The sequence below is a fragment of the Streptomyces sp. ID05-26A genome (genome assembly GCF_033794685.1).
GTDB lineage: Bacteria > Actinomycetota > Actinomycetes > Mycobacteriales > Pseudonocardiaceae > Lentzea.
In genome coordinates this window covers 1,531,250-1,551,333 of the sequence record NZ_JARAYZ010000002.1, presented here as the reverse complement: position 1 = coordinate 1,551,333, position 20,084 = coordinate 1,531,250, and the positions used below count along the sequence as shown (strand labels likewise).

General features: G+C 70.7%; 18 protein-coding genes and 1 pseudogene. 16 read left to right on the top strand and 3 right to left on the bottom strand.

Annotated features, from left to right (window positions below; all coding sequences use genetic code 11):
- From PV646_RS22750 to PV646_RS22740, 3 genes and pseudogenes are all read left to right on the top strand, one after another.
- Window positions 1–343: pseudogene (locus PV646_RS22750) on the top strand (hypothetical protein); the annotation flags it as partial.
- 125 nt (window positions 344–468) lie between these two features.
- Complete coding sequence (locus PV646_RS22745; protein ID WP_500344187.1) at window positions 469–1,611, top strand: carboxylate-amine ligase; 1,143 nt, start codon at window positions 469–471, stop codon at window positions 1,609–1,611.
- Window positions 1,612–1,723: 112 nt separating this feature from the next.
- Window positions 1,724–2,938 (top strand): GAF domain-containing protein, encoded by a 1,215-nt coding sequence (locus tag PV646_RS22740; protein WP_500344186.1) that lies wholly within the window; start codon window positions 1,724–1,726, stop codon window positions 2,936–2,938.
- A gap of 12 nt (window positions 2,939–2,950) precedes the next feature.
- Here PV646_RS22740 and PV646_RS22735 read toward each other — a convergent pair whose 3' ends face one another.
- Entirely contained in the window at window positions 2,951–3,568 is a 618-nt protein-coding gene (locus PV646_RS22735) for a TetR/AcrR family transcriptional regulator (RefSeq protein WP_500344185.1), read from the bottom strand.
- 55 nt (window positions 3,569–3,623) lie between these two features.
- Between PV646_RS22735 and PV646_RS22730 the strand changes: the two genes are divergently transcribed.
- From PV646_RS22730 to PV646_RS22675, 12 genes are all read left to right on the top strand, one after another.
- Window positions 3,624–5,606 (top strand): 2Fe-2S iron-sulfur cluster-binding protein, encoded by a 1,983-nt coding sequence (locus PV646_RS22730; protein ID WP_500344184.1) that lies wholly within the window; start codon window positions 3,624–3,626, stop codon window positions 5,604–5,606.
- A gap of 128 nt (window positions 5,607–5,734) precedes the next feature.
- Window positions 5,735–8,119 (top strand): glycoside hydrolase family 32 protein, encoded by a 2,385-nt coding sequence (locus PV646_RS22725; protein WP_500344183.1) that lies wholly within the window; start codon window positions 5,735–5,737, stop codon window positions 8,117–8,119.
- Window positions 8,120–8,157: 38 nt separating this feature from the next.
- The gene (locus PV646_RS22720) at window positions 8,158–8,841 is read left to right on the top strand and encodes a DUF899 domain-containing protein (protein WP_500344182.1); all 684 of its coding nucleotides are present in this window, start codon (window positions 8,158–8,160) and stop codon (window positions 8,839–8,841) included.
- Window positions 8,842–9,076: 235 nt separating this feature from the next.
- Window positions 9,077–9,829 (top strand): class I SAM-dependent methyltransferase, encoded by a 753-nt coding sequence (locus PV646_RS22715; protein WP_500344181.1) that lies wholly within the window; start codon window positions 9,077–9,079, stop codon window positions 9,827–9,829.
- Between the two features lie 346 nt (window positions 9,830–10,175).
- Complete coding sequence (locus PV646_RS22710; RefSeq protein WP_500344180.1) at window positions 10,176–11,027, top strand: STAS domain-containing protein; 852 nt, start codon at window positions 10,176–10,178, stop codon at window positions 11,025–11,027.
- Complete coding sequence (locus tag PV646_RS22705; protein WP_500345063.1) at window positions 11,024–11,395, top strand: STAS domain-containing protein; 372 nt, start codon at window positions 11,024–11,026, stop codon at window positions 11,393–11,395. Before PV646_RS22710 ends, PV646_RS22705 begins: the two co-directional genes overlap by 4 nt.
- Complete coding sequence (locus tag PV646_RS22700; protein ID WP_500344179.1) at window positions 11,395–11,808, top strand: anti-sigma regulatory factor; 414 nt, start codon at window positions 11,395–11,397, stop codon at window positions 11,806–11,808. The genes PV646_RS22705 and PV646_RS22700 overlap by 1 nt, the downstream gene beginning before the upstream one ends.
- Complete coding sequence (locus PV646_RS22695) at window positions 11,805–12,833, top strand: ATP-binding protein (RefSeq protein WP_500344178.1); 1,029 nt, start codon at window positions 11,805–11,807, stop codon at window positions 12,831–12,833. The genes PV646_RS22700 and PV646_RS22695 overlap by 4 nt, the downstream gene beginning before the upstream one ends.
- Complete coding sequence (locus PV646_RS22690) at window positions 12,830–14,557, top strand: ATP-binding response regulator (RefSeq protein WP_500344177.1); 1,728 nt, start codon at window positions 12,830–12,832, stop codon at window positions 14,555–14,557. Before PV646_RS22695 ends, PV646_RS22690 begins: the two co-directional genes overlap by 4 nt.
- The gene (locus PV646_RS22685) at window positions 14,554–16,098 is read left to right on the top strand and encodes a SpoIIE family protein phosphatase (RefSeq protein WP_500344176.1); all 1,545 of its coding nucleotides are present in this window, start codon (window positions 14,554–14,556) and stop codon (window positions 16,096–16,098) included. The genes PV646_RS22690 and PV646_RS22685 overlap by 4 nt, the downstream gene beginning before the upstream one ends.
- Entirely contained in the window at window positions 16,095–16,481 is a 387-nt protein-coding gene (locus PV646_RS22680) for an ATP-binding protein (RefSeq protein ID WP_500344175.1), read from the top strand. Before PV646_RS22685 ends, PV646_RS22680 begins: the two co-directional genes overlap by 4 nt.
- A 53-nt stretch (window positions 16,482–16,534) precedes the next feature.
- On the top strand, window positions 16,535–16,822 hold the full coding sequence (locus PV646_RS22675; protein ID WP_500344174.1) for a hypothetical protein: 288 nt from the start codon (window positions 16,535–16,537) through the stop codon (window positions 16,820–16,822).
- 19 nt (window positions 16,823–16,841) lie between these two features.
- Here PV646_RS22675 and PV646_RS22670 read toward each other — a convergent pair whose 3' ends face one another.
- Together PV646_RS22670 and PV646_RS22665 are read right to left on the bottom strand one after the other, a co-directional pair.
- Window positions 16,842–17,237, bottom strand: coding sequence for an ankyrin repeat domain-containing protein (locus tag PV646_RS22670; protein ID WP_500344173.1), 396 nt, complete (start codon window positions 17,235–17,237; stop codon window positions 16,842–16,844).
- On the bottom strand, window positions 17,234–19,360 hold the full coding sequence (locus tag PV646_RS22665; RefSeq protein ID WP_500345062.1) for a catalase: 2,127 nt from the start codon (window positions 19,358–19,360) through the stop codon (window positions 17,234–17,236). Before PV646_RS22665 ends, PV646_RS22670 begins: the two co-directional genes overlap by 4 nt.
- 214 nt (window positions 19,361–19,574) lie before the next feature.
- On the opposite strand from PV646_RS22665, the gene PV646_RS22660 reads away from it, so the two are divergent.
- Window positions 19,575–20,024 (top strand): DUF4383 domain-containing protein, encoded by a 450-nt coding sequence (locus PV646_RS22660; RefSeq protein WP_500344172.1) that lies wholly within the window; start codon window positions 19,575–19,577, stop codon window positions 20,022–20,024.
- Window positions 20,025–20,084: the final 60 nt, after the last annotated feature.

Genomic DNA, 20,084 nt, shown 5'->3' with positions numbered 1-20,084 from the left:
CACCACCGGGAACTCGGGCAACTCCGGGAACTCCGGTGACACCGGCGGCAACTCGGCCGTGGTGAAGACCGAGAACAAGAAGTGGGACGGCCACCGCGGCGACAAGTGCCACGGCTGGAAGAACCACGGCTGGAAGCACTCAGGCTGGAAGCACGACTGGAAGAACCACGGCACCAAGTCCTGGACCGAGGTCACCTCGGGCGACTCCGGTGACACCGGTGCCACTGGTCCGACCGGCGACGCCTCCAACCACAGCACCACTGTCGGTGGCCACTCCGGTCCGGCGGGCGACGGCGGCGACGCCTCGTCCTGGACGCACGGGAAGCACTCCGTGAAGGCGTGACCACGAGGTGATCACAGGGCGGGGCCGGCTGATGCCGGCCCCGCCTTTCGCTATGTCACCCATTCGGGTTTCCGGTTGCGCTGAAGGGGTATTCGGCGGTTCCCCTATGAGCAGGACGGTGTGACGTGGAGAGACCGCCATCGAAGGACGAATGGTGTCCGACGGTAGGTGTGGAGGAGGAGTTCCTCCTCGTGGACCCGGAGACCGGTGCGCCGGTGAACCGGGCGGACGAGGTCGTCACCGTCGCGCGGGAGCAGTTGGGGCTCGATCTCGAGCGCGAGCTCACCGGCGCGCAGGTGGAGATCAACACGACCGTGTGCCGTGACGTGGAGCAGGCGCGCCAGGAGTTGCTCGAGACCCGGCGCCGCGTCGCACAGGCCGCGCGCACGGCGGGCTGCCGGGCCATCGCCGTCGGGGCGCCCCCGCTGGGGGAGGCGACCGGAGAGGTGACGGACAGCCTGCGGTACCGGCGGATCGCACGTGAATTCGGTGCGCTGGCGGAACAACAGCTGATCTGCGGATGTCACGTGCACGTCGCCGTGCCCGACCGGGAGACCGCCGTCCAGGTGTGCAACCACGTGCGCCCGTGGCTGCCCGTGCTGGCCGCCGTGACCGCGAACTCGCCGTTCTCGGGCGGCGAGGACACGGGGTTCGCGAGCTGGCGTTCGACCGTCTGGTCGCGCTGGCCGGTGTCCGGTCCGCCGCCGGTCTTCGAGTCGTGGCAGCAGTACGAGGAAGTCTGCGACACCATGATCACGGCGGGCACCGCGCTGGACCGGGCGATGATCTACTGGGACGTCCGGCCCGCCACCGACCTGCCCACCGTGGAGGTGCGGGTCTCGGACGTCGCGGCGACCGTGGACGAGGCGGTGCTGCTCGCGGCCCTCGTCCGGGCACTCGTGGCGCAGGCGGTCGTCGACGTCGGACGAGGCGTGCAGGCCGAGCCGATTCCCCAGGAGACACTGCGCCAGGCCTGCTGGGGCGCGTCCAACGGAGGGCTTCGGGGCAGCACGCTCGACGTGGTGTCCGGCGAGCAACGGCCGGTGCGGCGGCAGCTGGACGACCTGGTGGACCGGCTGACGCCGGTGTTCGAGGCGAACGGTGATCTGCCCGCGGTGCAACGAGGTCTGCGGCTGCTGGACGGCGCGGGCGGCGGCGCGGACCGGCAGCGGGAGGCGTTCAGGGGAGGCGACGTGGCGTCGTTGCTGACCCTGCTCGACGTCGACAACGCGGACCGGTCCGAGCCGCGGGAGACCGCTGCCAGCTGAGACGGGGCCTCCCGCGTTGAGTACGATCTTCGACACCTCGCGGTGGCGCGAGGCCAAGAGACGGCGTCCGAGGTCAAACAGCGAGCCTGTGACGCATGGCGAGAGGGCGGCCATGAGGGCGTTCGGCACATCTGAACAGGGCACGGACGAGGATCTCCGCGCGCTGTTCGGGCAGTCCACCGCGGTGTTCGCGAAGTTCACGGGGCCCGCGCACGTGGTCGAGACGGCCAACCCGGCCTTCCAGGCCACCTTCGGTGAGAACGGTCAGGGGCTCACCGCGCTGCTGGACGAGGTCCTCCGCACCGGCGAGCCCCGCACCGACCGTGACGTGCGGGTGGTGCGAGGCAGCGGCCCGCACGCGCAGGAGACGTTCTTCGACCTCACCTGCGAGCCGCGCCGGGACGCGTCCGGCGCGGTGCACGGGGTCCGCGTGATCGGCGTGGAGACCACCCAGGTCAAGCACGCCCAGCGGTTGATGGCCGAGCATCGGGCGCTGCTGGAGCAGATCGCCCGGCAGGCTCCGCTGTCCGAGGTGCTCGACGGGATGGCCCGGTGCATCGAGGAACTGGCGCCGGAGGAGCTGTTCGTGTCGGTCCTGCTGGCCGATCCCGACGGCCTGCACCTGCGCCACGGCACCGCTCCCAGCCTGCCCGCCTTCTACAACGAGGCCATCGACGGCATCGCCACCGGGGAAGGCGTCGGCTCCTGCGGAACGGCCGCGCACCGGCGTGAACCGGTCATCGTCACGGACATCGCCACCGACCCGTTCTGGGACGACTTCCGCGACCTGGCTCAGCGGGCCGGGCTGGGCTCGTGCTGGTCGACGCCGATCCTGGGGCGCGACGGCAGCCTGCTCGGCACGTTCGCGATGTACCACCCGGCGGCCCGTGCCCCGCAGGACAACGACTTCGCGCTCATCCGGGTCTTCGCCGGCACGGCCGCGCTGGCGATCGAACGGCACCACAACGAGGTGGCGCGCCAGGCCGCCGAGGCACGCGCCGAGGCTGCTCGCGAAGCCCTGGCCGAAGCGGTGCGTGCGGAACGGGAACTGCGCGCGGAGGCCGAGCGCCGTGCGGACGCCGCCGCCGAGCTCACCGCCCAGATGCGGGTCGCCGCGGCCGCTCATTCCGGCGCACCCCACCCCGAACTGTGCCAGCTGGGCGGCAGGGCCGGGTGCGCCGCGGCGGCCGAGCTGAAGGTCGCCGACTCCTGGGGCGACGCGGCCTGGGGGTGCGCCGCGCACGTCGAGGAGGTGCTGATCCACGTGCGGTCGGTCTTCATCGCGGGTGAGGAACTCGGTGGCCTGGCGGCGTACCTGAACCGGTGACCCCGCGGCGGTTCACGCCGAGGGACCGCGCAGGTACCTGGTCATCATGTCGACGAGTTCGTGCTCGAACGTCTCGGTCGGCCGTTGGAACGCGGCCAGCCGGTGCGTGTTCAGCTCCACGGTGAACACGACGAGCTCGACCGCCGTGTCCAGGTCCCGCACGTCGACGTCGGGGTGGCGGGCGAACACGTCCCGGACCTGCGCGAAACGGTGTTCGCTGTGGCGGGCGAGGGTGTCGCGCAGTTCCGCGGAGAACTGCCCCTCCTCGATCATGATCCGCAGCAGCTGCGGGTCGTCGCGGTGGTGGTCGATCGCGTCGCGGACCAGCGCCCGCACCACGGATTCCAGGCTGCCCGGCGAGAAGTCCAGCCGGTCGGCCTGCGTCCAGGTGCCCCGGTCGATGTGACGGACCATCAGCTCGGCGAGGATCGAGTCCTTGTTCGGGAAGTACTGGTACAGCGAGCCGATCGACACGCGGGCGCGTTCGGCGATGCGGTTCGTGGTGCCCGCGGCGTACCCGTGCTCGGAGAAAACGTGAGCAGCCGCGGTCAGGATGCGGTCGCGGGTGAGTTCCGCGCGCACCTGCCGGGGCTTGCGACGTGGGTCGACGTCGCGGCTGGCCGACGGCATGCCGTGCCTCCAAAAGCGAGTATCCAAGACCTGAGCAAATGCTCATAATAGTGTCATGAGCTGGGAAAACAATCCTTCTGCACGGCTGGACACGGTGGCGGGGGTCGAGGCGGTCATCGGGCGCCCGGCGTCGGTGATCATGCTGAAGGAGCTCGGCGCGCTCGACGCGGGATGTGTGGACCTGCTTGCGCGCAGCCCGATCGCGGGGTTCGGGTACCGGGGTGCGGACGGTGCCTGCCGCACGACGTTCGTCGGTGGCCGGCCCGGGTTCGCGCGGGTGCACTCGCCGACGCGGATCTCGTTCGACCTGGAGGACGCCGAGGGGCCGGCGTCGATGGTCTTCCTGCTCCCCGGAGTCGGGGAGACCTTGCGGGTCAACGGTGTCGTGCGCGGCGGGGGCTTCGACGTCGAGCAGGTCTACATCCACTGCGCGCAGGCCGTGCTGCGTTCCGGACTGTGGTCGCCTGCCGAGACGCCGCCGCCGGCTCCCGCGATCGGTGACGGACCGCTCGCGTCGGCCGGTGTCGCCGACTTCCTCGCCGCCGCACCGTTCCTGGCTCTGTCCACCTGGGACTCGAAGGGCGGCGGCGACACCAGCCCGCGTGGAGAGCAGGGGATGGTCGCGCGGATCCTCGACGGCCACACACTCCTGATCGCGGACCGGCGCGGCAACAAACGCGCCGACACGGTGCACAACCTCCTCGAGGACGACCGGCTCTCGTTCGCGGCGCTGGTGCCGGGACGCACCGGTGTCGTGCACGTCCGGGGCCGCGCGACGATCACCGTGGACCCGGCGTTGCTGGAACCGTTGTCGCTGCGGGGGATCCCGCCGCACGCCGCCCTGCTCGTCGACGTCGAGGCCGCCGAGCTGAGCGCGAACGACGCGGTGACGCGGTCCCGGCTGTGGACCACCGCCCTGCCCGCCGACGTGCCCGACATGATGGCGCTGGGAAGTCGTCACCTCGCGGCGAACGTCCGGAGAGGCGGCTTCCTGTTCAAGGTCGCCGGCCTGATCCCGGCGCGGTGGATGCGCGCGGTCATGGACTTCGCGTACCGCTCGGGTCTGCGCAAGGAGGGCTACGAGGTCGTCCTGAAACCCCGTGCCGTGGCGGAGGATCCGCTGCGCGAGGTGCGCGTCACCGAGGTGCGGCCGGAGACGCCGAGCGCCGTCACGCTGGTGCTGGAGGACGACCGGCCGTTCGACTTCCGGCCCGGCCAGTTCTTCACGCTCGTGGCCGACGTCGACGGCGTTGAGGTGCGCAGGCCCTACTCGGCGTCGTCCGCACCGGGGGCGCGGCTGGAGGTGACGGTGAAGGAGGTGGGCCTGTTCTCCCGCCACGTCCGCACGCTCACGCCCGGCGACCGGCTGTTCGTGCGCGGCCCGTCGGGCACGTTCCACGCGGAGCCCGGCCACGAGGTGGTGCTGATCGCGGCGGGCAGCGGTGTCACGCCGATGATGAGCATCATCCGCACCCTGCTCGCACAGCCGGGCGACCGCGTCTCCCTGCTGTACAGCAACAGGACCGCGGAGGAGGCCATCTTCGCGGCGGAACTCGCGAGCCTGGGGGAGCAGCACCCCGGACGGTTCGCCGTGACCGATGTGCACACCTCCCGCGACGGACGGCTCGACGTGCCCGATGTCCGGAAGTGGGCGGCCGAGTTCCCGTCCTCCGCGCGGTTCTACGTCTGCGGTCCGGAACCTCTGATGGACACCGTGCGGCAGGCACTGGACGAACTGGGCGTGCCAGACGACCGCGTGCACTTCGAGAGCTACACCAGTGCGTCGGTGGCGGCGGGATCCATGACACCGCAACGGATGGTCGTCGACGGTGTCGGCACCGCGGTCGTCGAACCGGGGCAGACGTTGCTGGACGCCGGGCTCTCCGCCGGACTGCCGATGCCCTACTCCTGCACGGTGGGCAGCTGCCGGGAGTGCGTGGTGAAGCTCCTCGCGGGGAAGGTCTCGCGACAGGAGGAGGACGGCCGGGTGCTCGCGTGCACCACCGCGCCGCTGACGGACGTCACGCTGGAGCTGTGACCGGAAACGGGGCCAGGCGTCACGGGACGTGCTCACCGGCTGGGAACGCTCTCACCCGGAGGGCGGTTGTCCCTCGAAGTGCTCTTGCGCCACCGTGACGCCCGACAACGTTGTCGGGGAGGTCTCTCGTGGGCGTACGCGCGGTGCTGGTCGTGCTGATGACGGCTCTGGCGCTGCTGGTGCCGGGCAGTGCCACAGCCGGTACGGCACCGGACTACCCGGAGTTCCCCTACCCGCCGACGACCTACCAGGAACCGTTCCGCGGGCAGTTCCACTTCAGCTCGCAGTCGGGCTGGATGAACGACCCCAACGGACTGGTCTTCGCCAACGGCCTCTACCACTTCTTCTACCAGCACAACCCGCACGGCCTGGAGTGGGACACGATGCACTGGGGCCACGCCACGAGCCCCGACCTGGTGCACTGGACGCAGAAGCCGATCGCGCTGGAACCGGGCGTGCACCCCGGCACGTTGTTCTCCGGTGGAGGCATCGCCGACACGGGCAACACCTCGGGACTCAAGACCGGTGCGCTCGACCCGATCGTCGTCTTCTCGAACACCAACGGCGTCAGCATCTTCTACAGCAACGACAACGGCCGCAGCTTCCAGGCGTACGACGGCGGGCGCAAGCAGATCGAGATCCCGGAGGAGAGCCGCGACCCCAACGTCGTGTGGGACGCCGACCGGCGGCAGTGGGTCATGGTGGTGTGGTCGAACCGGGGCGGCAACGGCGCGGACATCTACACCTCGCCGGACCTGCTGCGGTGGACGTTCGCCAGTCGTTACGCCGCCGACTGGCTGTTCGAGTGCCCCGACCTGTTCGTGTTGCCGCTCAACGGCGCCCCGCGGTGGGTGCTCACGTCCGCGACCGGCGAGTACGTGGTGGGCAGCTTCGACGGCACCACGTTCCGCACCGACCGCCCGCAGCCGAAGAAGATGAACCACGGCACCACCTACCCCGGCGGGACGTTCTACGCCGCCGAGACGTTCCACAACACACCGGACGGCCGGATCGTCCAGATGGCGTGGCAGGGCGGGAACCGGGGGCACGGCTGGACCGGCAACGCGACGTTCCCCGTCGCGCTCGGGCTCGTCGCCTCGCCGGACGGGCCGAAGGTGACGAGGACACCGGTGGCCGAGCTGGACTCGCTGCGCGCGGACACCCGGACGTGGCGGAACACGACCGTGACCGCGACGAACAACCCGTTCGCCGGGATTCTCGCCGACACCTACGAGATCACCGCGCGCTTCGACCTGCGCGGTGCGACGGCGAGTGAGTTCGGGTTCGCGTTGCACAGCCGTTCCGACGGCACCGCCGATCGCACCGTCACCTACGACCGCGCCGCGAAGAAGTTGTACGGCAAGCCTTTTGACGCTGCTGGCGACGAGGTGAGCGTGCGGCTGCTGGTGGACCGCGGCCAGCTGGAGATCTTCGGCGGTGACGGCGTGTTCTCCATGGCGGACAACGTGAACTTCGACTCCGCCGCCGTCAGCCAGGGCATCCGGTTGTTCGCGACCGGCGGTCAGGTGCGGGTGAAGGACGCGAGGTTCACCCGGCTCAGCACGAGCTGGGGCACCGCCCAGTCGACGCTGGAAAGCACCCTCTCGGGTCCGTGGCACGCCACGGCGGGCATGTGGAGCGACGTGGCCGCGGGCAAGCAGGCGCAGACGACCGGCGACTCGTTCTACCTGAGCGCGAGCACCGGCGGCGACGCGACCTACCAGGGCGACCTGCGCCTCGACACCGCGCAGGCGGCGGGACTGACGTTCCGCGCGACCCCCGAAGGCGCCGGGTACACGGCGAACATCGACGCGAGCGGCGTGGTGAAGCTGTGGCGCCCCGGCCGTGACATCGCGACCTACGCCGCGCCGATCACGCGTGGGCGCACCCACCACCTGAAGGTGCAGGCGACGGGCTCCCGGATCCAGGTCTGGCTCGACCACGGCACGTCCCCGGTCATCGACGCCACCGACACCGCGTACGCGTCCGGGCGCTTCGGTGCCAACGTCTTCCGCGGTGCGGCCACCGTGCAGAACCTGAACACCGGCACCGGCGGGTTCTCCGCGTTCCGATCGGGACCGTGGACGCAGACCGGCGGCACCTGGACCACGACGCCGGAGTCGTTGCGCGCCAACGCCTCCGGAGACGGCTTCTACCTCAGCGACCACACCGTGCGGGACGTCGTCTACGAGGGTGATCTGTCCGTCGTCACCGGGGTGGCGGCGGGCCTGACGTTCCGCGCGACCCCCGAGGGCGCGGGCTACACCGCGAACATCGACACCGGCGGGGTCGTGAAGCTGTGGCGGCCAGGTCGTGACATCGCCGCGCACGCCACGGAGATCGTCGCCGGGCGGACGTACCACCTGAAGGTCCAGGCAGTCGGTGACCGCATCCAGTTGTGGCTCAACGGTTCCCCGGTGATCGATGCCGTGGACACGGCGTACGCCGAGGGACGACTCGGCCTCAACGTGTACGCGGCAACGGCGACGGCGCAGCACCTCGCGGCCGCCTGACCAGTGTGTGCGCGGCCCGGCACGGGTACCGCGATTCGATGAGGACACCACCGATCGTCTCGGCGGAGGAGTGGGACGCGGCGCGCCGGGAACTCCTGCGCAAGGAGAAGGAGCACACCCGCGCGAAGGACGCCCTGGCCGCCGAACGCCGCCGGCTGCCGCGGGTCCGGGCCGGGAAGGCGTACACCTTCGAAGGGCCGGAAGGGGAGACGGACCTGCCCGGCCTGTTCGCGGGGCGCAGCCAGCTGATCGTCTACCGGCACTTCTTCGAGCCCGGTGTCGCGGACTGGCCGCGGGGCGGCTGCGGCGGGTGCGCGATGTTCACCGACAACCTCGGCCACCTCGCCCACCTCAACGCCCGCGACGTCACGTTCGTGCTGGTCTCCGCGGCCCCGCAGGACGACATCCGGCGCTACCGCCACCGCATGGGCTGGGACGGCGTGCCCTGGTACACCACGCGGGACGACTTCTCGAAGGACTTCGGCGTCGACGAGTACTTCGGCCTCAACGTGTTCCTCCGCGACGGTGACGAGGTCTTCCGCACGTACTTCACCAACGCGCGCTCGGCCGAGCAGACGGGCAACGTCTGGAGCCTGCTCGACCTCACCCCGCTCGGCCGCCAGGAGGACTGGGAGGACTCGCCCGAGGGGTACCCGCAGGAGCCGCCCTACCGGTGGTGGCGCCGCCACGACGAGTACGGCACCGCCGAGGACGCGGGCTGACGGCAGGTGTGAACGTTCACCGTCCTCTGTGGCCGATGTGCCCCTGAAGCTGCTGCGTCACCGGGGAACGTCCACCCGGCACGCCCACGACGGGTCTTCCGCACGGCAGGACCTGGGGCTGCGGTGGCCGACCCCCTGGAATCGGCGTTGGAACGGGCTGATGGGAGCGCGCCGCCCAAGCGGGCGATCGGCGAGGGAGATGATCTCCTGGCGCCCTGATTGATCACTGGGCAGTATGGGAAACATGCCTGCCATTCCCGAGAGCTCCGCCGTCATCGCCGATGTGGCCGCGGAGAACGACTACGACGGCTTCGCCGAGGCGTACACGGCCGAGAACGAGACCAGCCTCCTCAACGCCTACTACGTCCGGCCCGCGATCGTGGACCTGGCCGGCGACGTGGCCGGTCGACGAATTCTCGACGCCGGCTGCGGTGCTGGTCCCGTGTCCTCGGCGCTACGTGATCGGGGAGCCGTCGTGAGCGGCTTCGACCGCAGCGCCAAGATGGTGGAGCTGGCCCGGCAGCGGCTCGGTGACGACGTGGACCTGCGGGTCGCCGACATAACGGGCCCGCTGCCGTACCCCGACGGCGCCTTCGACGACGCCGTCGCCGCTTTGGTGCTGCACTACCTGCAGGACTGGACCGCACCTCTGGCTGAGCTGCGGCGGGTGCTGAAGCCCGGTGGCCGGCTGATCGTGGTCGTCAACCACCCCATCCTCCTCAAGATGGTGCATCGCGAGACTGACTACTTCGCGACCACCAAGTGGTCCGACGAGTACGACTTCAACGGCCAGAAGGCCGTGCTCACCTACTGGCACCGGCCGCTGCACGCGATGACCGACGCCTTCACCGCAGCAGGCTTCCGCACCGCCGTCATCAGCGAGCCGCCTCCGGCGCCGGAAGCCCACGAACTCTTTCCCGACGAGATGGCGAGTTTCCCCTCCGGGGCCTTCCTGAGCTTCATGTTCTTCGTCCTGGAGGCCGCCTGACCACGGCGTGGCACATGGGTGGCCGCAAGGTCCGTGGCAAGCACCACGAACTTGCCCTGGACACCACAATGTCCGGCTGGACAGGACACCGCACGCCCGTGCCGGTGAGATCCGCGCCGGCACGGGCCCCGGCCGGGTGACCGGGGACTCCGTCACCACCGCGCGGCCCGGCACGGGCGCCCGATCTGCGCATGTAGGCTTCGCCCGGCAGGTGCGGACACGTCAAGCAGTCGGCGCATTCGGAGTTCCTGCTGTACAGCGACGATGATCCGGTGAAAGCTCATCCCGGCTTCCACCGCGGGTTCATCGTGGCCTGTCGGTTTGTCGACTGCTCGAGGAGACCTGAGTGACCGTGGACGCGGGACGTGCCCAAAGCCTGACCGACCTGCTGCGTGACAGCGCGGAGCCGCTGATCGACAAGTGGGTGGGCGTGGTCGCGGCGCTGCTGCGCGGGCGGTCGACGAAGACGGAGCTCGAAGCCGACTTCAAGGAGTTCTACGCGGCACTGCTGCCCGTCGCCGGCAGCGACGGCAGGAACATCGGTGGGCCGGAGTTCGCCGACCTGCGCGCGTTCCTGGAGGAGTACTCGCGCTCCCGGGTCCGGGCGGGCTTCACCCCGACGGAGACGGCGTCGAGCGTGTTCTCCCTCAAGCGCGCGGTCTTCGACCTCACCGAGAGCAGCGACGACCCGGAGATGTTCCGCCAGCTCATGGCGTTCTCCGGGCTGCTGGACGCGCTCGGCCTGCTGACCTTCGAGTCCTACGCGCGGGTCCGTGAGGAGATCATCCGGGAGCAGTCCGAACAGCTCCTGGAGCTCACCACGCCGGTCGTCAAGGTCTGGGAGGGCGTGCTGGCGGTACCGCTGGTGGGCACCCTCGACTCGGCCCGCACCCAGGTCGTCATGGAGAAGCTGCTCGAGGCGCTCGTCGAGACCGGGTCCGAGCACGCGATCATCGACATCACCGGTGTGTTCGCGGTCGACACCCAGGTCGCGCAGCACCTGCTCAAGACGGTCGTCGCGGCCCGGCTGATGGGCGCGGAGTGCATCGTGTCCGGTATCCGCCCGCAGATCGCGCAGACGATCGTGGCGCTGGGCATCGAGTTCGGCGACATCGTCACCAAGGCCTCCCTCGCCGACGCGCTGCGGCACGCGCTGCGCCGTGAGGGCGTCGACGTCGTGCGCCGCGAGACCGCCTGATGGAACGCGTACCGATTCTGAAGATCGGTGGCCTCCTGCTCGTCTCCATCCAGATCGACCTGCAGGACCAGAGCGTGCTGGCCCTGCAGGAGGACCTGGCGGAGAAGATCAGCGCCACCGGCGCCCACGGCGTGATCATCGACATCTCGGCGGTCGAGATCGTCGACTCGTTCATCGGCCGGATGTTCGCCACGATCGCGTCCATCTCCCGGCTGTTCGACGCCGACACCGTGGTGGTGGGCATGCGGCCGGCGGTCGCGATCACGTTGGTGGAGCTGGGTCTCACGCTGGGCGGGGTGCGCACGGCGCTCGACCTCGAACGCGGCATGAAGATCCTGGGACAGCTCGGTCGCGGACGGGACTCCTGATGCCGCCCCGGTCCGAGGGACCGGAGGAGGTGCCGATCACCGCCGACGACGACGTCGTCCGCGTTCGCCAACTCGTGCGGACCTACGCACAGCAGACCAAGCTCTCGCTGGTGGACCAGACGAAACTGGTCACCGCGGCGAGTGAGCTCGCGCGCAACACGCTCATCTACGGCGGCGGGGGCTTCGCCCGCGTCGAGGAGGTCAGCGACGGACGCCGCGCCGGCGTGCGCGCCTCCTTCCACGACGAGGGACCCGGCATCCCCGACCTGACGCTCGCCCTGGCCGACGGCTGGAGCAGCGGCAGCGGGCTCGGCCTGGGCCTGAGCGGCGCGAAGCGCCTGGTGGACCAGTTCGACCTCGACACCGAGGTCGGACGCGGCACGGTCGTGACGGTGACCAAGTGGAAGAGATGACCACGGTGACCTGCCTGCCGCTCGTGCGCGACGAGGCCTGGATGCCGGTCGAGGAGACCGCCCAGGTCGGCCGGATCCGCCGCACGGCCACGTCGCTGGCCGAACGGCTCGGGTTCACCGCCACGCGCACGGCGGAGATCGGCCTCGCCGCCACGGAGATCGGCACGAACCTGCACAAGCACGCCCGGCAGGGCGTGGTGCTGGTCCGGACGGTGCGCGGCGTGGAGGACTCGGCGGTCGAGATCGTCGCGCTCGACCGCGGGCCCGGCATCAGCGACCTCGCCCTCGCGTGGGAGGACGGCCACTCGACGACCGGAACGCTCGGCGTCGGGCTCGGCACGGTGGCACGACTCGCGACGTCCTGCGCCATGTCCTCCCGGCTCGGCCTGGGAACGGCGCTCGTGGCGCGGTTCGCCCCGGTGCTGCGCTGGGCACCCGAGTGGGGTGAGGAACGAGCGGCCGGCGTGACCAGGCCGATCAGCGGCGAGGACGTGTGCGGCGACGCCTACGCGTTCTGCCGTTCTGCTGACCGGATGACGCTGATGATGTGCGACGGGTCCGGGCACGGGCCGCTGGCGGCGGCCGCGTCCGACGCCGCCGTGCGCCTGTTCCGCGAGCAGCCCTTCCTGCCGCCCGACCAGATGGTCGCGTTGCTGCACAAGGCGTTGCGCGGCACGCGGGGTGGCGCGGTGGCGGTCGCGGACGTCGACCTCATCGCGCGGACGGTGCGCTTCTGCGGGCTGGGCAACATCGCCGCGGCGGTGCTGGGGGAGGGCCGCAAGACGGGCATGATCTCGGTGCCCGGCGTGGCGGGCCACCAGGCGCGCACGATCCGCACGTTCGACTACGCACTGCCGGAGAAGGCGGTCGTGGTCCTGCACTCCGACGGCCTCACCGAACGCTGGGGCCCCGACCACGGCAGTGACCTGGTCAACGACCCGCCGGTGCTGATCGCGGCGACCCTGCTGCGGGAAGCGGGCGTGCGCAAGGACGACGCCTGCGTGCTCGTGGCCAGACCGGCATGACGACCGACGACCTGCTGCGGCTGGTGATCGGTGACGAGCGGGACGTGTTCCTGCTCCGCCAGCGCGGCCGCCAGGTCGCCGCCGCGGTCGGGCTCGACGGGCAGAACCAGATCCGGGTCGCCACGGCGCTGAGCGACATCGGCCGGGAACTCGTCCGGCAGGAGGTGGGCACGACCGCGGTCTTCCGGCTGCGGCGCCGGCCCGTTCCGGCGTTGCTCGTGGAACTGTCCTGGCAGGCGCCCGTGACCGCGACCGGCCCCGGCTGGGACACCGCCCGCAGGTTGATGAACGAGCTGACCCTGACCGCCACGGGCGTCACGCTGGTGAAGAACGTGGCGCACGCGGACGCGCCCGACGAGGACCTGCTCCGGGACCTGCGCGAGAGCACCGGCACCACCGCGCTCGACGAACTGCGCGCCCAGAACCAGGAGCTGCTGGAGACGCTCGAGAACCTGGAGGCCAAGAGCAAGGAGCTCGAACGCCTCAACGACGAGCTGGAGGAGACCAACCGCGGCGTCGTCGCGCTCTACCAGGAGCTGTCCGACGAGCTGGAGCAGACGAACCAGGGCGTGGTGGCGCTCTACGCGGAGCTGGAGGCGAAGTCCGCCGAGCTGCGTGACGCGGCCGCCGCCCGCATCCGGTTCTGGTCCAACATCAGCCACGAGCTGCGCGCGCCGATCAACTCCGTGGTCGGCCTGACCCGCCTGCTCGGCGGGCCGGGCGGGGATCCGATGACCGACGACCAGCGCCACCACGTCGACCTGATCAACGAGTCCGCGGCGACGCTGCTGGCGCTGGTGAACGAGCTGCTCGACACGGCGAAGGCCGAGTCGGGCAGCCTGCAGCCGCGGATGGCGCCCGTCGCGCTCGACTACGTGATCACCCAGCTGCGGTCGGCGGTGCGGCCGCTGCTGCGCTCCGGCGACGTGCGGCTGGTGGTGGACGACGTGCCCGAGCTGCGGCCGCTGGTCACCGACGAGACGATGCTCGTCCGGATCCTGCGCAACGTCCTGTCGAACGCGGTCAAGTTCACCAAGCGCGGCGAGATCCACTTCACCGCCTCCCAGGGCCCCGGCCCCGACGAGGTCCGGTTCGTGGTCACCGACACCGGCATCGGCATCCCGCCCGCCGAGCAGGACCGCGTGTTCGAGGAGTTCTACCAGGTGCCGAACTCGCTGCAGGTCGGTGCGAGCGGCACCGGGCTCGGCCTGTCCTACGCGCGCAAGCTCGCCGAGATCCTCGGCGGCACCCTGACGCTGAGCAGCACGTCCGGTGTGGGCACGGAGGTCGTGCTGACGCTGCCGACCGCGAAGGACGAGTTCGTCCAGCCCGCGCCCGTCGCCTGCGCGCTGATCGCGGACGGCGACGAGAAGTGCCGCCGGCAGCTGCGCGACGCCCTGGCCGGGCTCGCCGCCGAGGTCGTCGAGACCGAGGACGGCCGCACCGCCCTGAACCTCGCGAAGTCACGGCGGCCGGACCTCGTCCTGGTGAGCGCGAGCGCCCCGGTGATGAGCGGCAGCGCGGTCCTGTCCGTGTTGAGGCTTGATCCGGATCTGGCCGGGGTACCTGTGGTCATCGTGTGCGGCGACGACCCCGGTGGTCTCGCGCGCAGCGTGTACAGCCTGGGTGCCGCGATGCTGCACGAGGCGCGGATCTCCCCGGAGACGGTGAGCCGTGCGATCAGGGACGCTCAGCTCACCGCGCGCAGAACGGACACCCGATGAACCCGACAGCGATGGGTGGCGGACCGGCCAGGGTCCTCGTGGTCGACGACCTCGAGGCGAGCCGGTTCATCGCGTGCAGCTGGCTGCGCCGCAGCGGCCACACGGTGGTCGAGGCGACCACGGCGGCGGAGGCGCTCATCGCACTGGAAGGCGACTTGTTCGACCTGGTCCTGCTCGACGTGCACCTGCCGGACATGAGCGGGTACGACGTGACGGAGCGGATCAAGGCCGACCCGCGCACCAGTTCGATCCCGGTCGTGATGCTGTCGGCGACCTTCATCGAGCCCGAGGACAAGGTCACCGGCCTCACCAGGGGCGCCGACGCCTACCTCACCGAGCCCGTCGACCCCGGCGAGCTGCTGGCCAACGTCGAGGCGGCGTTGCGCTACCACCGCGCCCGCGCGCTGGCCGAACACCTCGCCGCCCGGCTGACCCGGCTCGCCACCGCCACGTTCGCCATCAACGCCGCGCCGACGTTCGAGACCCTGGCCGAAGCCGCCGCCATCGGGGCCGCCGACGTGCTCGACACGGAGGCCACCGCCGTTCTGACGGCTCCGTCCGGTGCCGTGTGCGTCGTGATGGCCGGTGCCGCGTGGGTCCGCCCGGACGAGGCGACCGTCGAGCAGTGGATGGCCTCGCTCACCCCTGGCGTCGGGGTGGCCGTGATCGAGGCCGCCGCGGTGCCGTGGCACCAGGTCGCGGTGGTCGCGCGCACCAAGCTGCGGCGCCCGCCCATCGGCATCACCGTCAGCCCGCTGGCTGTGACCACCGACGACGACCGGAACCTGTTGCGCCAGCTCGCCCAGGCGGCCGCGCTCGCCGCCGAGGGCCTGCACACCTTCGCCGAGGAGCACTCGCTCGCGCTCACGTTGCAGCGCAGCCTCCTGCCCCGCGCGTTGCCGCAGGTGCCCGCCCTGCCGATGACGGCCAGGTACGTGCCGGCGTCGAGCAACGCCGAGATCGGCGGCGACTTCTACGACGTGATCGAGCTCGACGGCCTCCTGCTCATCGCCATCGGCGACGTGTGCGGCCATTCGATCGAGGCCGCGACAGTGATGGCGGAGGTGCGCCACACCCTGCGCGCGTACGCCGTGGAGGGCCATCGGCCGGCCGAGATCCTGCGCCGCGTCGACGCCCTGCTCGAGCGGTTCCACCCGACCGGGGGCCTCACCACCATGTGCCTGCTGCTGGTCGACCTGGAGGCGGGCACCATGGCCGTCGCGAACGCGGGCCACGTACCGCCGCTGATCGTCGACGACCAGGGTGCTCACTACGCCCGCGTGCACGGCCCGTTGCTGGGCATCGGGCTGGACCGGCCGGAAGCGACGGAACTGCCGTTGCCGCCGGCGACGACGGTGCTGCTGACCACCGACGGCCTCGTCGAACGGCCGGGCATCGATCTGGACGAGGGCATGGAGAAACTGCGCGCCGCCGTGTCGAACACCGAGGACATGGACGAGCTCGCCGACCGCCTGCTCGCCGAGATGGGCCAGGACAAGCGGGACGACATCGCCCTGCTCCTGCTGCGGCGGCTCGGGTGAGCGCCCCCGTGGTCGACCTGCCCGTCCGGCCGGGCATGTCGATGGCGTCGTTGCGCCGCGACCTCGCCGCCGCCCTGCACGACCTCGGTGAGGACCACCTCTACGACGTGCAGCTCGTGGTGACCGAACTCGTGTCGAACGTCCTCGACCACACCACCATGAGCACCGGTCACCTGCGGATCGTGCTCCGCGAGGAGCCCTGCGCGGTGCTGGTCGAGGTCGACGACGAGTCCGCGGTCGAACCGGTGTACGGCCGCTCCCGCCTGGGGGAGAACCGCGGCAGGGGCATCGTGGTGGTGGACAACATCTCGCGCGAATGGGGCTTCCGGCCGCGCGGTGAGCACGGCAAGACGGTGTTCGCCCTGGTGGAGTGCACCGGCTGAGGCCCTGCCCCGTCCGCAGCGGTTACCCCGATCCGCTCGGGGTACCTCTGGCCATGACCACCACACCGTCAGCGCGGTCTGGGGAGCCATCTCGGCCTCCACTAGCGCGAAAGCCGGTCCCCACCGGTGAAAGATCCGTCACCGAGCACCTCGACAACGGTGCCGTCGTCACCTACTTCGACCCGTCCCCGTTCGCCGAGGGCCCGTTCCGGCGCGCGGTCGCGATCGGGGCGGAGATCGTCGACCCGCGCACGAACCTCCGCTGGATCCCGTTGCTGCGGGGCGACCTGACCATCGACCTGGTCGCCTGGGCGCTGGTCGTGGACATCGCTCCCGGCTAGCCGGGAGCGATGTCCACCCTCAGCCGGACGGCTCGAGCAGTGCCAGCATCTCCGGCAGGTCGAAGTGCCGGGCGACGTCGAGCGCGGACCTCGGCCCGAGAGCCGGATCCGCGCCCGCGCTGAGCAGCAGGCGGACGATCTCCTCGGAGCGCCGGAACACCGCCGCCCCCAGTGCGGTCTGCCCCCGGTCGTTGACCCGCCCGGTGTCGGCGCCGCGCTCCAGCAACGCCCGCACCACGTCCGTGCGGCAGCGGTAGGCGGCGAGGATCAGCAGCGTGTCGCCCGAGGAGTTGGTGAGGTTGACCGGGATCCCCGCGTCGACGGCCTCGCTCAGCCCCGCCCCGTCTCCGTCGCGGGCCAGGTCGAACATCGACTGAAGGAACCCGAGCTCCTCGTCGGTGAGCGTCCGGCTCATGCGATGGCCGGGGGGAAGCGGTCCCACACGCGGTGGGCCCCGAGCAGCTTCGTCACGGCCGCGAGGACCTTCGACGCGTCGTCGTCCAGCACGACACCCGGCCCCGTGCACCCGGCGGCCTCGACGGCGGCCCGCCCGGTGCCCCACGCGCCGATCGCCTTGGCGTGGCGGAAGGCCTCCTGGACCATGAGGGTGACGCGCGGGTCGGCGGAGTCGCCCGCGACCAGCAGGGCGTCGAACTCGACGGACCGCGCGGTGAGGAACGTGCGCTGCGCGACCAGGCCGCTGTCCCCGATCGGGCCGCCGATCGGCGCGATCAGCAGCGGCACCATCCCGCCGGCCAGGACGGTCTCACGCACCGTGCGCACACCGTCGAGATCCAGCGGGTCGACCACGATGCCGATCATGCGGCCGTCCGCGGGCCACGTCTGCCCGAGCTGCGACAGGGCCGGGCTCGGCGTGACCTTCTTGAGCCGTGCCTTCTCCGGCACCGGGAGGCCCAGCCCCTTCGCGACCTCCGCGCAGAGCGTGGCGTCGACGTTCGCGAGCACCAGCAGTTCGCGTTCCTTGATCACCTGCTCGTAGCACTTGCCCAGCTCGAAGGTGAACGCGCTCACGACGTGGTCCTTCTCGACCGGCGTCAGGCTCTGCCAGAACAGCCTCGGCTGCGTGTAGTGGTCGGCGAACGACGCCGGCGACTGGCGGACCTTCACGGCCTTCGGCAGCGGCCGCGCCACCTCGACGAACGGCCGGTCGCCCTCCTTCGCGACGAACGGGTTGCCACCGTCGAGCGTGTTCGGCCGGTAGGGGGCGACACCCCCGTGCACCGCGTGCTGGTGGTAGCCGTCGCGGAGCATGTCGTTGACCGGCGCGTGCGGGCGGTTGATCGGGATCTGGTTGAAGTTCGGTCCGGCGAGCCTCGTCAGCTGGGTGTCGAGGTAGGAGAACAGCCGGGCCTGGAACAGCGGGTCGTCGGTGACGTCGATGCCCGGCACCAGGTTGCCGAGGTGGAACGCGACCTGCTCGGTCTCCGCGAAGTAGTTGAGCGGGTTGCGGTTCAGCGTCAGCATCCCGACCGGCTGCACCGGTGCGAGCTCCTCGGGGACCATCTTCGTCGGGTCGAGCAGGTCGATGCCCTCGAACGTCTGTTGTGGACTGTCGGGCATGATCTGCAGGCCGAGTTCCCACTGCGGGTACGCGCCGGACTCGATGGCGTCGGCGAGGTCGCGGCGGTGGAAGTCCGGGTCGAACCCGCACAGCAGCTGCGCCTCCTCCCACACCAGGGAGTGCACGCCGAGCTTGGGCTTCCAGTGGAACTTCGCGAGCGCGGTCTCGCCGTCGGCGTTGACGAGCCGGAACGTGTGGACGCCGAACCCCTCCATCGTGCGGTACGAGCGGGGGATGCCGCGGTCCGACATGTTCCAGATGACGTGGTGGGTGGCCTCGGTGTGGGTGGACACGAAGTCCCAGAACGTGTCGTGCGCGCTCTGCGCCTGCGGGATCTCGCGGTCCGGGTGCGGCTTGCCCGCGTGGATCACGTCCGGGAACTTGATCCCGTCCTGGATGAAGAAGACCGGGATGTTGTTGCCCACCAGGTCGAAGTTGCCCTCCTGGGTGTAGAACTTCGTCGCGAACCCGCGGGTGTCGCGCACGGTGTCCGCCGACCCGCGCGAGCCCAGCACCGTGGAGAACCGCACGAACACGGGCGTTTCCACGCCGTCGCCGAGGAATCCGGCCCTGCAGACGTTCACGGCGGTGCCGTAACCGACGAACACACCGTGCGCGCCGTATCCACGTGCGTGGACCACTCGCTCCGGGATGCGCTCGTGGTCGAAGTGCATGACCTTCTCGCGCAAGTGGTGGTCCTGCAACAGCGTCGGCCCGCGTTCACCGGCCTTCAACGAGTGGTCGGTGTCGTACAGCCGCGTGCCGCCGGAGGTCGTGAGGAACTCGCCCTGCTGGCCCTGGGACACCTGCGGCGCCCCGGTCGGCGCACCCGTCGGCGACACCGTCTCCGGTCCGGTCTGGTCGTGCTTGGGCGGCAACGGCCCCCGCGGCTCGGTCGGCTCGGTGAGTGACGGCGGCTCGCTGCCGGGGGTGCCGGGAATCGGCGGGTTCACCATGTCGGCGACCTTGTCCACGGCCTTCTCGAGTGCCGCCTTCACGAGCTTGCCTGGCTTGTGGGTGGCCACGGATGCCTCCTTCTCGCACGGGAACGTCGGACTGGCGGTACCCGGTGGTTCGGGTACCAACCACTTGACGCGGAACCGTTTGTTCCGGTCGGAAGGGGGTACGCCGGTCGCGTCCGAAGTGCGTTTCCCTTCGACGGGAGTCGTCATGTCCCGAACCGGAACGGCCCGGCGCCACGCGGTCCAGACGATCGCGCTGGTCGTGGCCGCGGTGTTCACGCTGGTGGGTGTCGCCGGGTTCATCCCCGGCCTGACCACGAACTACGACACGCTGATGTTCGCCGGCCACGAGTCGCGGGCGATGCTGCTGGGCCTGTTCGCGGTGTCGGTCCTGCACAACGTGGTCCACCTCGCCTTCGGCGTGGCCGGCTTCCTGCTGTCGCGCACGGCCAATGGCGCGTACTGGTACCTCGTCGGTGGCGGGGCGGTCTACCTCGTGCTGTTCGTCTACGGGCTGATCGTCGACCACGGCAGTGACGCGAACTTCGTGCCGGTGAACCCCGCCGACAACTGGCTGCACCTGTTGCTGGGCGTCGCCATGGTCGTGCTCGGGCTGGCGTCGGGCGGCGGCCGTCACCGGACCGTGCGCGGCAACTGAACCTCCACACCGAAAAGCGGTGGGCATCGCTCGTGCGATGCCCACCGCTTCATCTGGACC

What these genes read in the sequence shown, in the direction of transcription:
- PV646_RS22715 (WP_500344181.1), top strand. Translation starts at nt 9,077, where the DNA reads ATGGGAAACATGCCTGCCATTCCCGAGAGCTCCGCCGTCATCGCCGAT.
- PV646_RS22740 (WP_500344186.1), top strand. Translation starts at nt 1,724, where the DNA reads ATGAGGGCGTTCGGCACATCTGAACAGGGCACGGACGAGGATCTCCGC.
- PV646_RS22685 (WP_500344176.1), top strand. Translation starts at nt 14,554, where the DNA reads ATGAACCCGACAGCGATGGGTGGCGGACCGGCCAGGGTCCTCGTGGTC.
- PV646_RS22665 (WP_500345062.1), bottom strand. Translation starts at nt 19,360, where the DNA reads ATGGTGAACCCGCCGATTCCCGGCACCCCCGGCAGCGAGCCGCCGTCA.
- PV646_RS22670 (WP_500344173.1), bottom strand. Translation starts at nt 17,237, where the DNA reads ATGAGCCGGACGCTCACCGACGAGGAGCTCGGGTTCCTTCAGTCGATG.
- PV646_RS22660 (WP_500344172.1), top strand. Translation starts at nt 19,575, where the DNA reads ATGTCCCGAACCGGAACGGCCCGGCGCCACGCGGTCCAGACGATCGCG.
- PV646_RS22675 (WP_500344174.1), top strand. Translation starts at nt 16,535, where the DNA reads ATGACCACCACACCGTCAGCGCGGTCTGGGGAGCCATCTCGGCCTCCA.
- PV646_RS22690 (WP_500344177.1), top strand. Translation starts at nt 12,830, where the DNA reads ATGACGACCGACGACCTGCTGCGGCTGGTGATCGGTGACGAGCGGGAC.
- PV646_RS22730 (WP_500344184.1), top strand. Translation starts at nt 3,624, where the DNA reads ATGAGCTGGGAAAACAATCCTTCTGCACGGCTGGACACGGTGGCGGGG.
- PV646_RS22695 (WP_500344178.1), top strand. Translation starts at nt 11,805, where the DNA reads ATGACCACGGTGACCTGCCTGCCGCTCGTGCGCGACGAGGCCTGGATG.
- PV646_RS22700 (WP_500344179.1), top strand. Translation starts at nt 11,395, where the DNA reads ATGCCGCCCCGGTCCGAGGGACCGGAGGAGGTGCCGATCACCGCCGAC.
- PV646_RS22735 (WP_500344185.1), bottom strand. Translation starts at nt 3,568, where the DNA reads ATGCCGTCGGCCAGCCGCGACGTCGACCCACGTCGCAAGCCCCGGCAG.
- PV646_RS22720 (WP_500344182.1), top strand. Translation starts at nt 8,158, where the DNA reads ATGAGGACACCACCGATCGTCTCGGCGGAGGAGTGGGACGCGGCGCGC.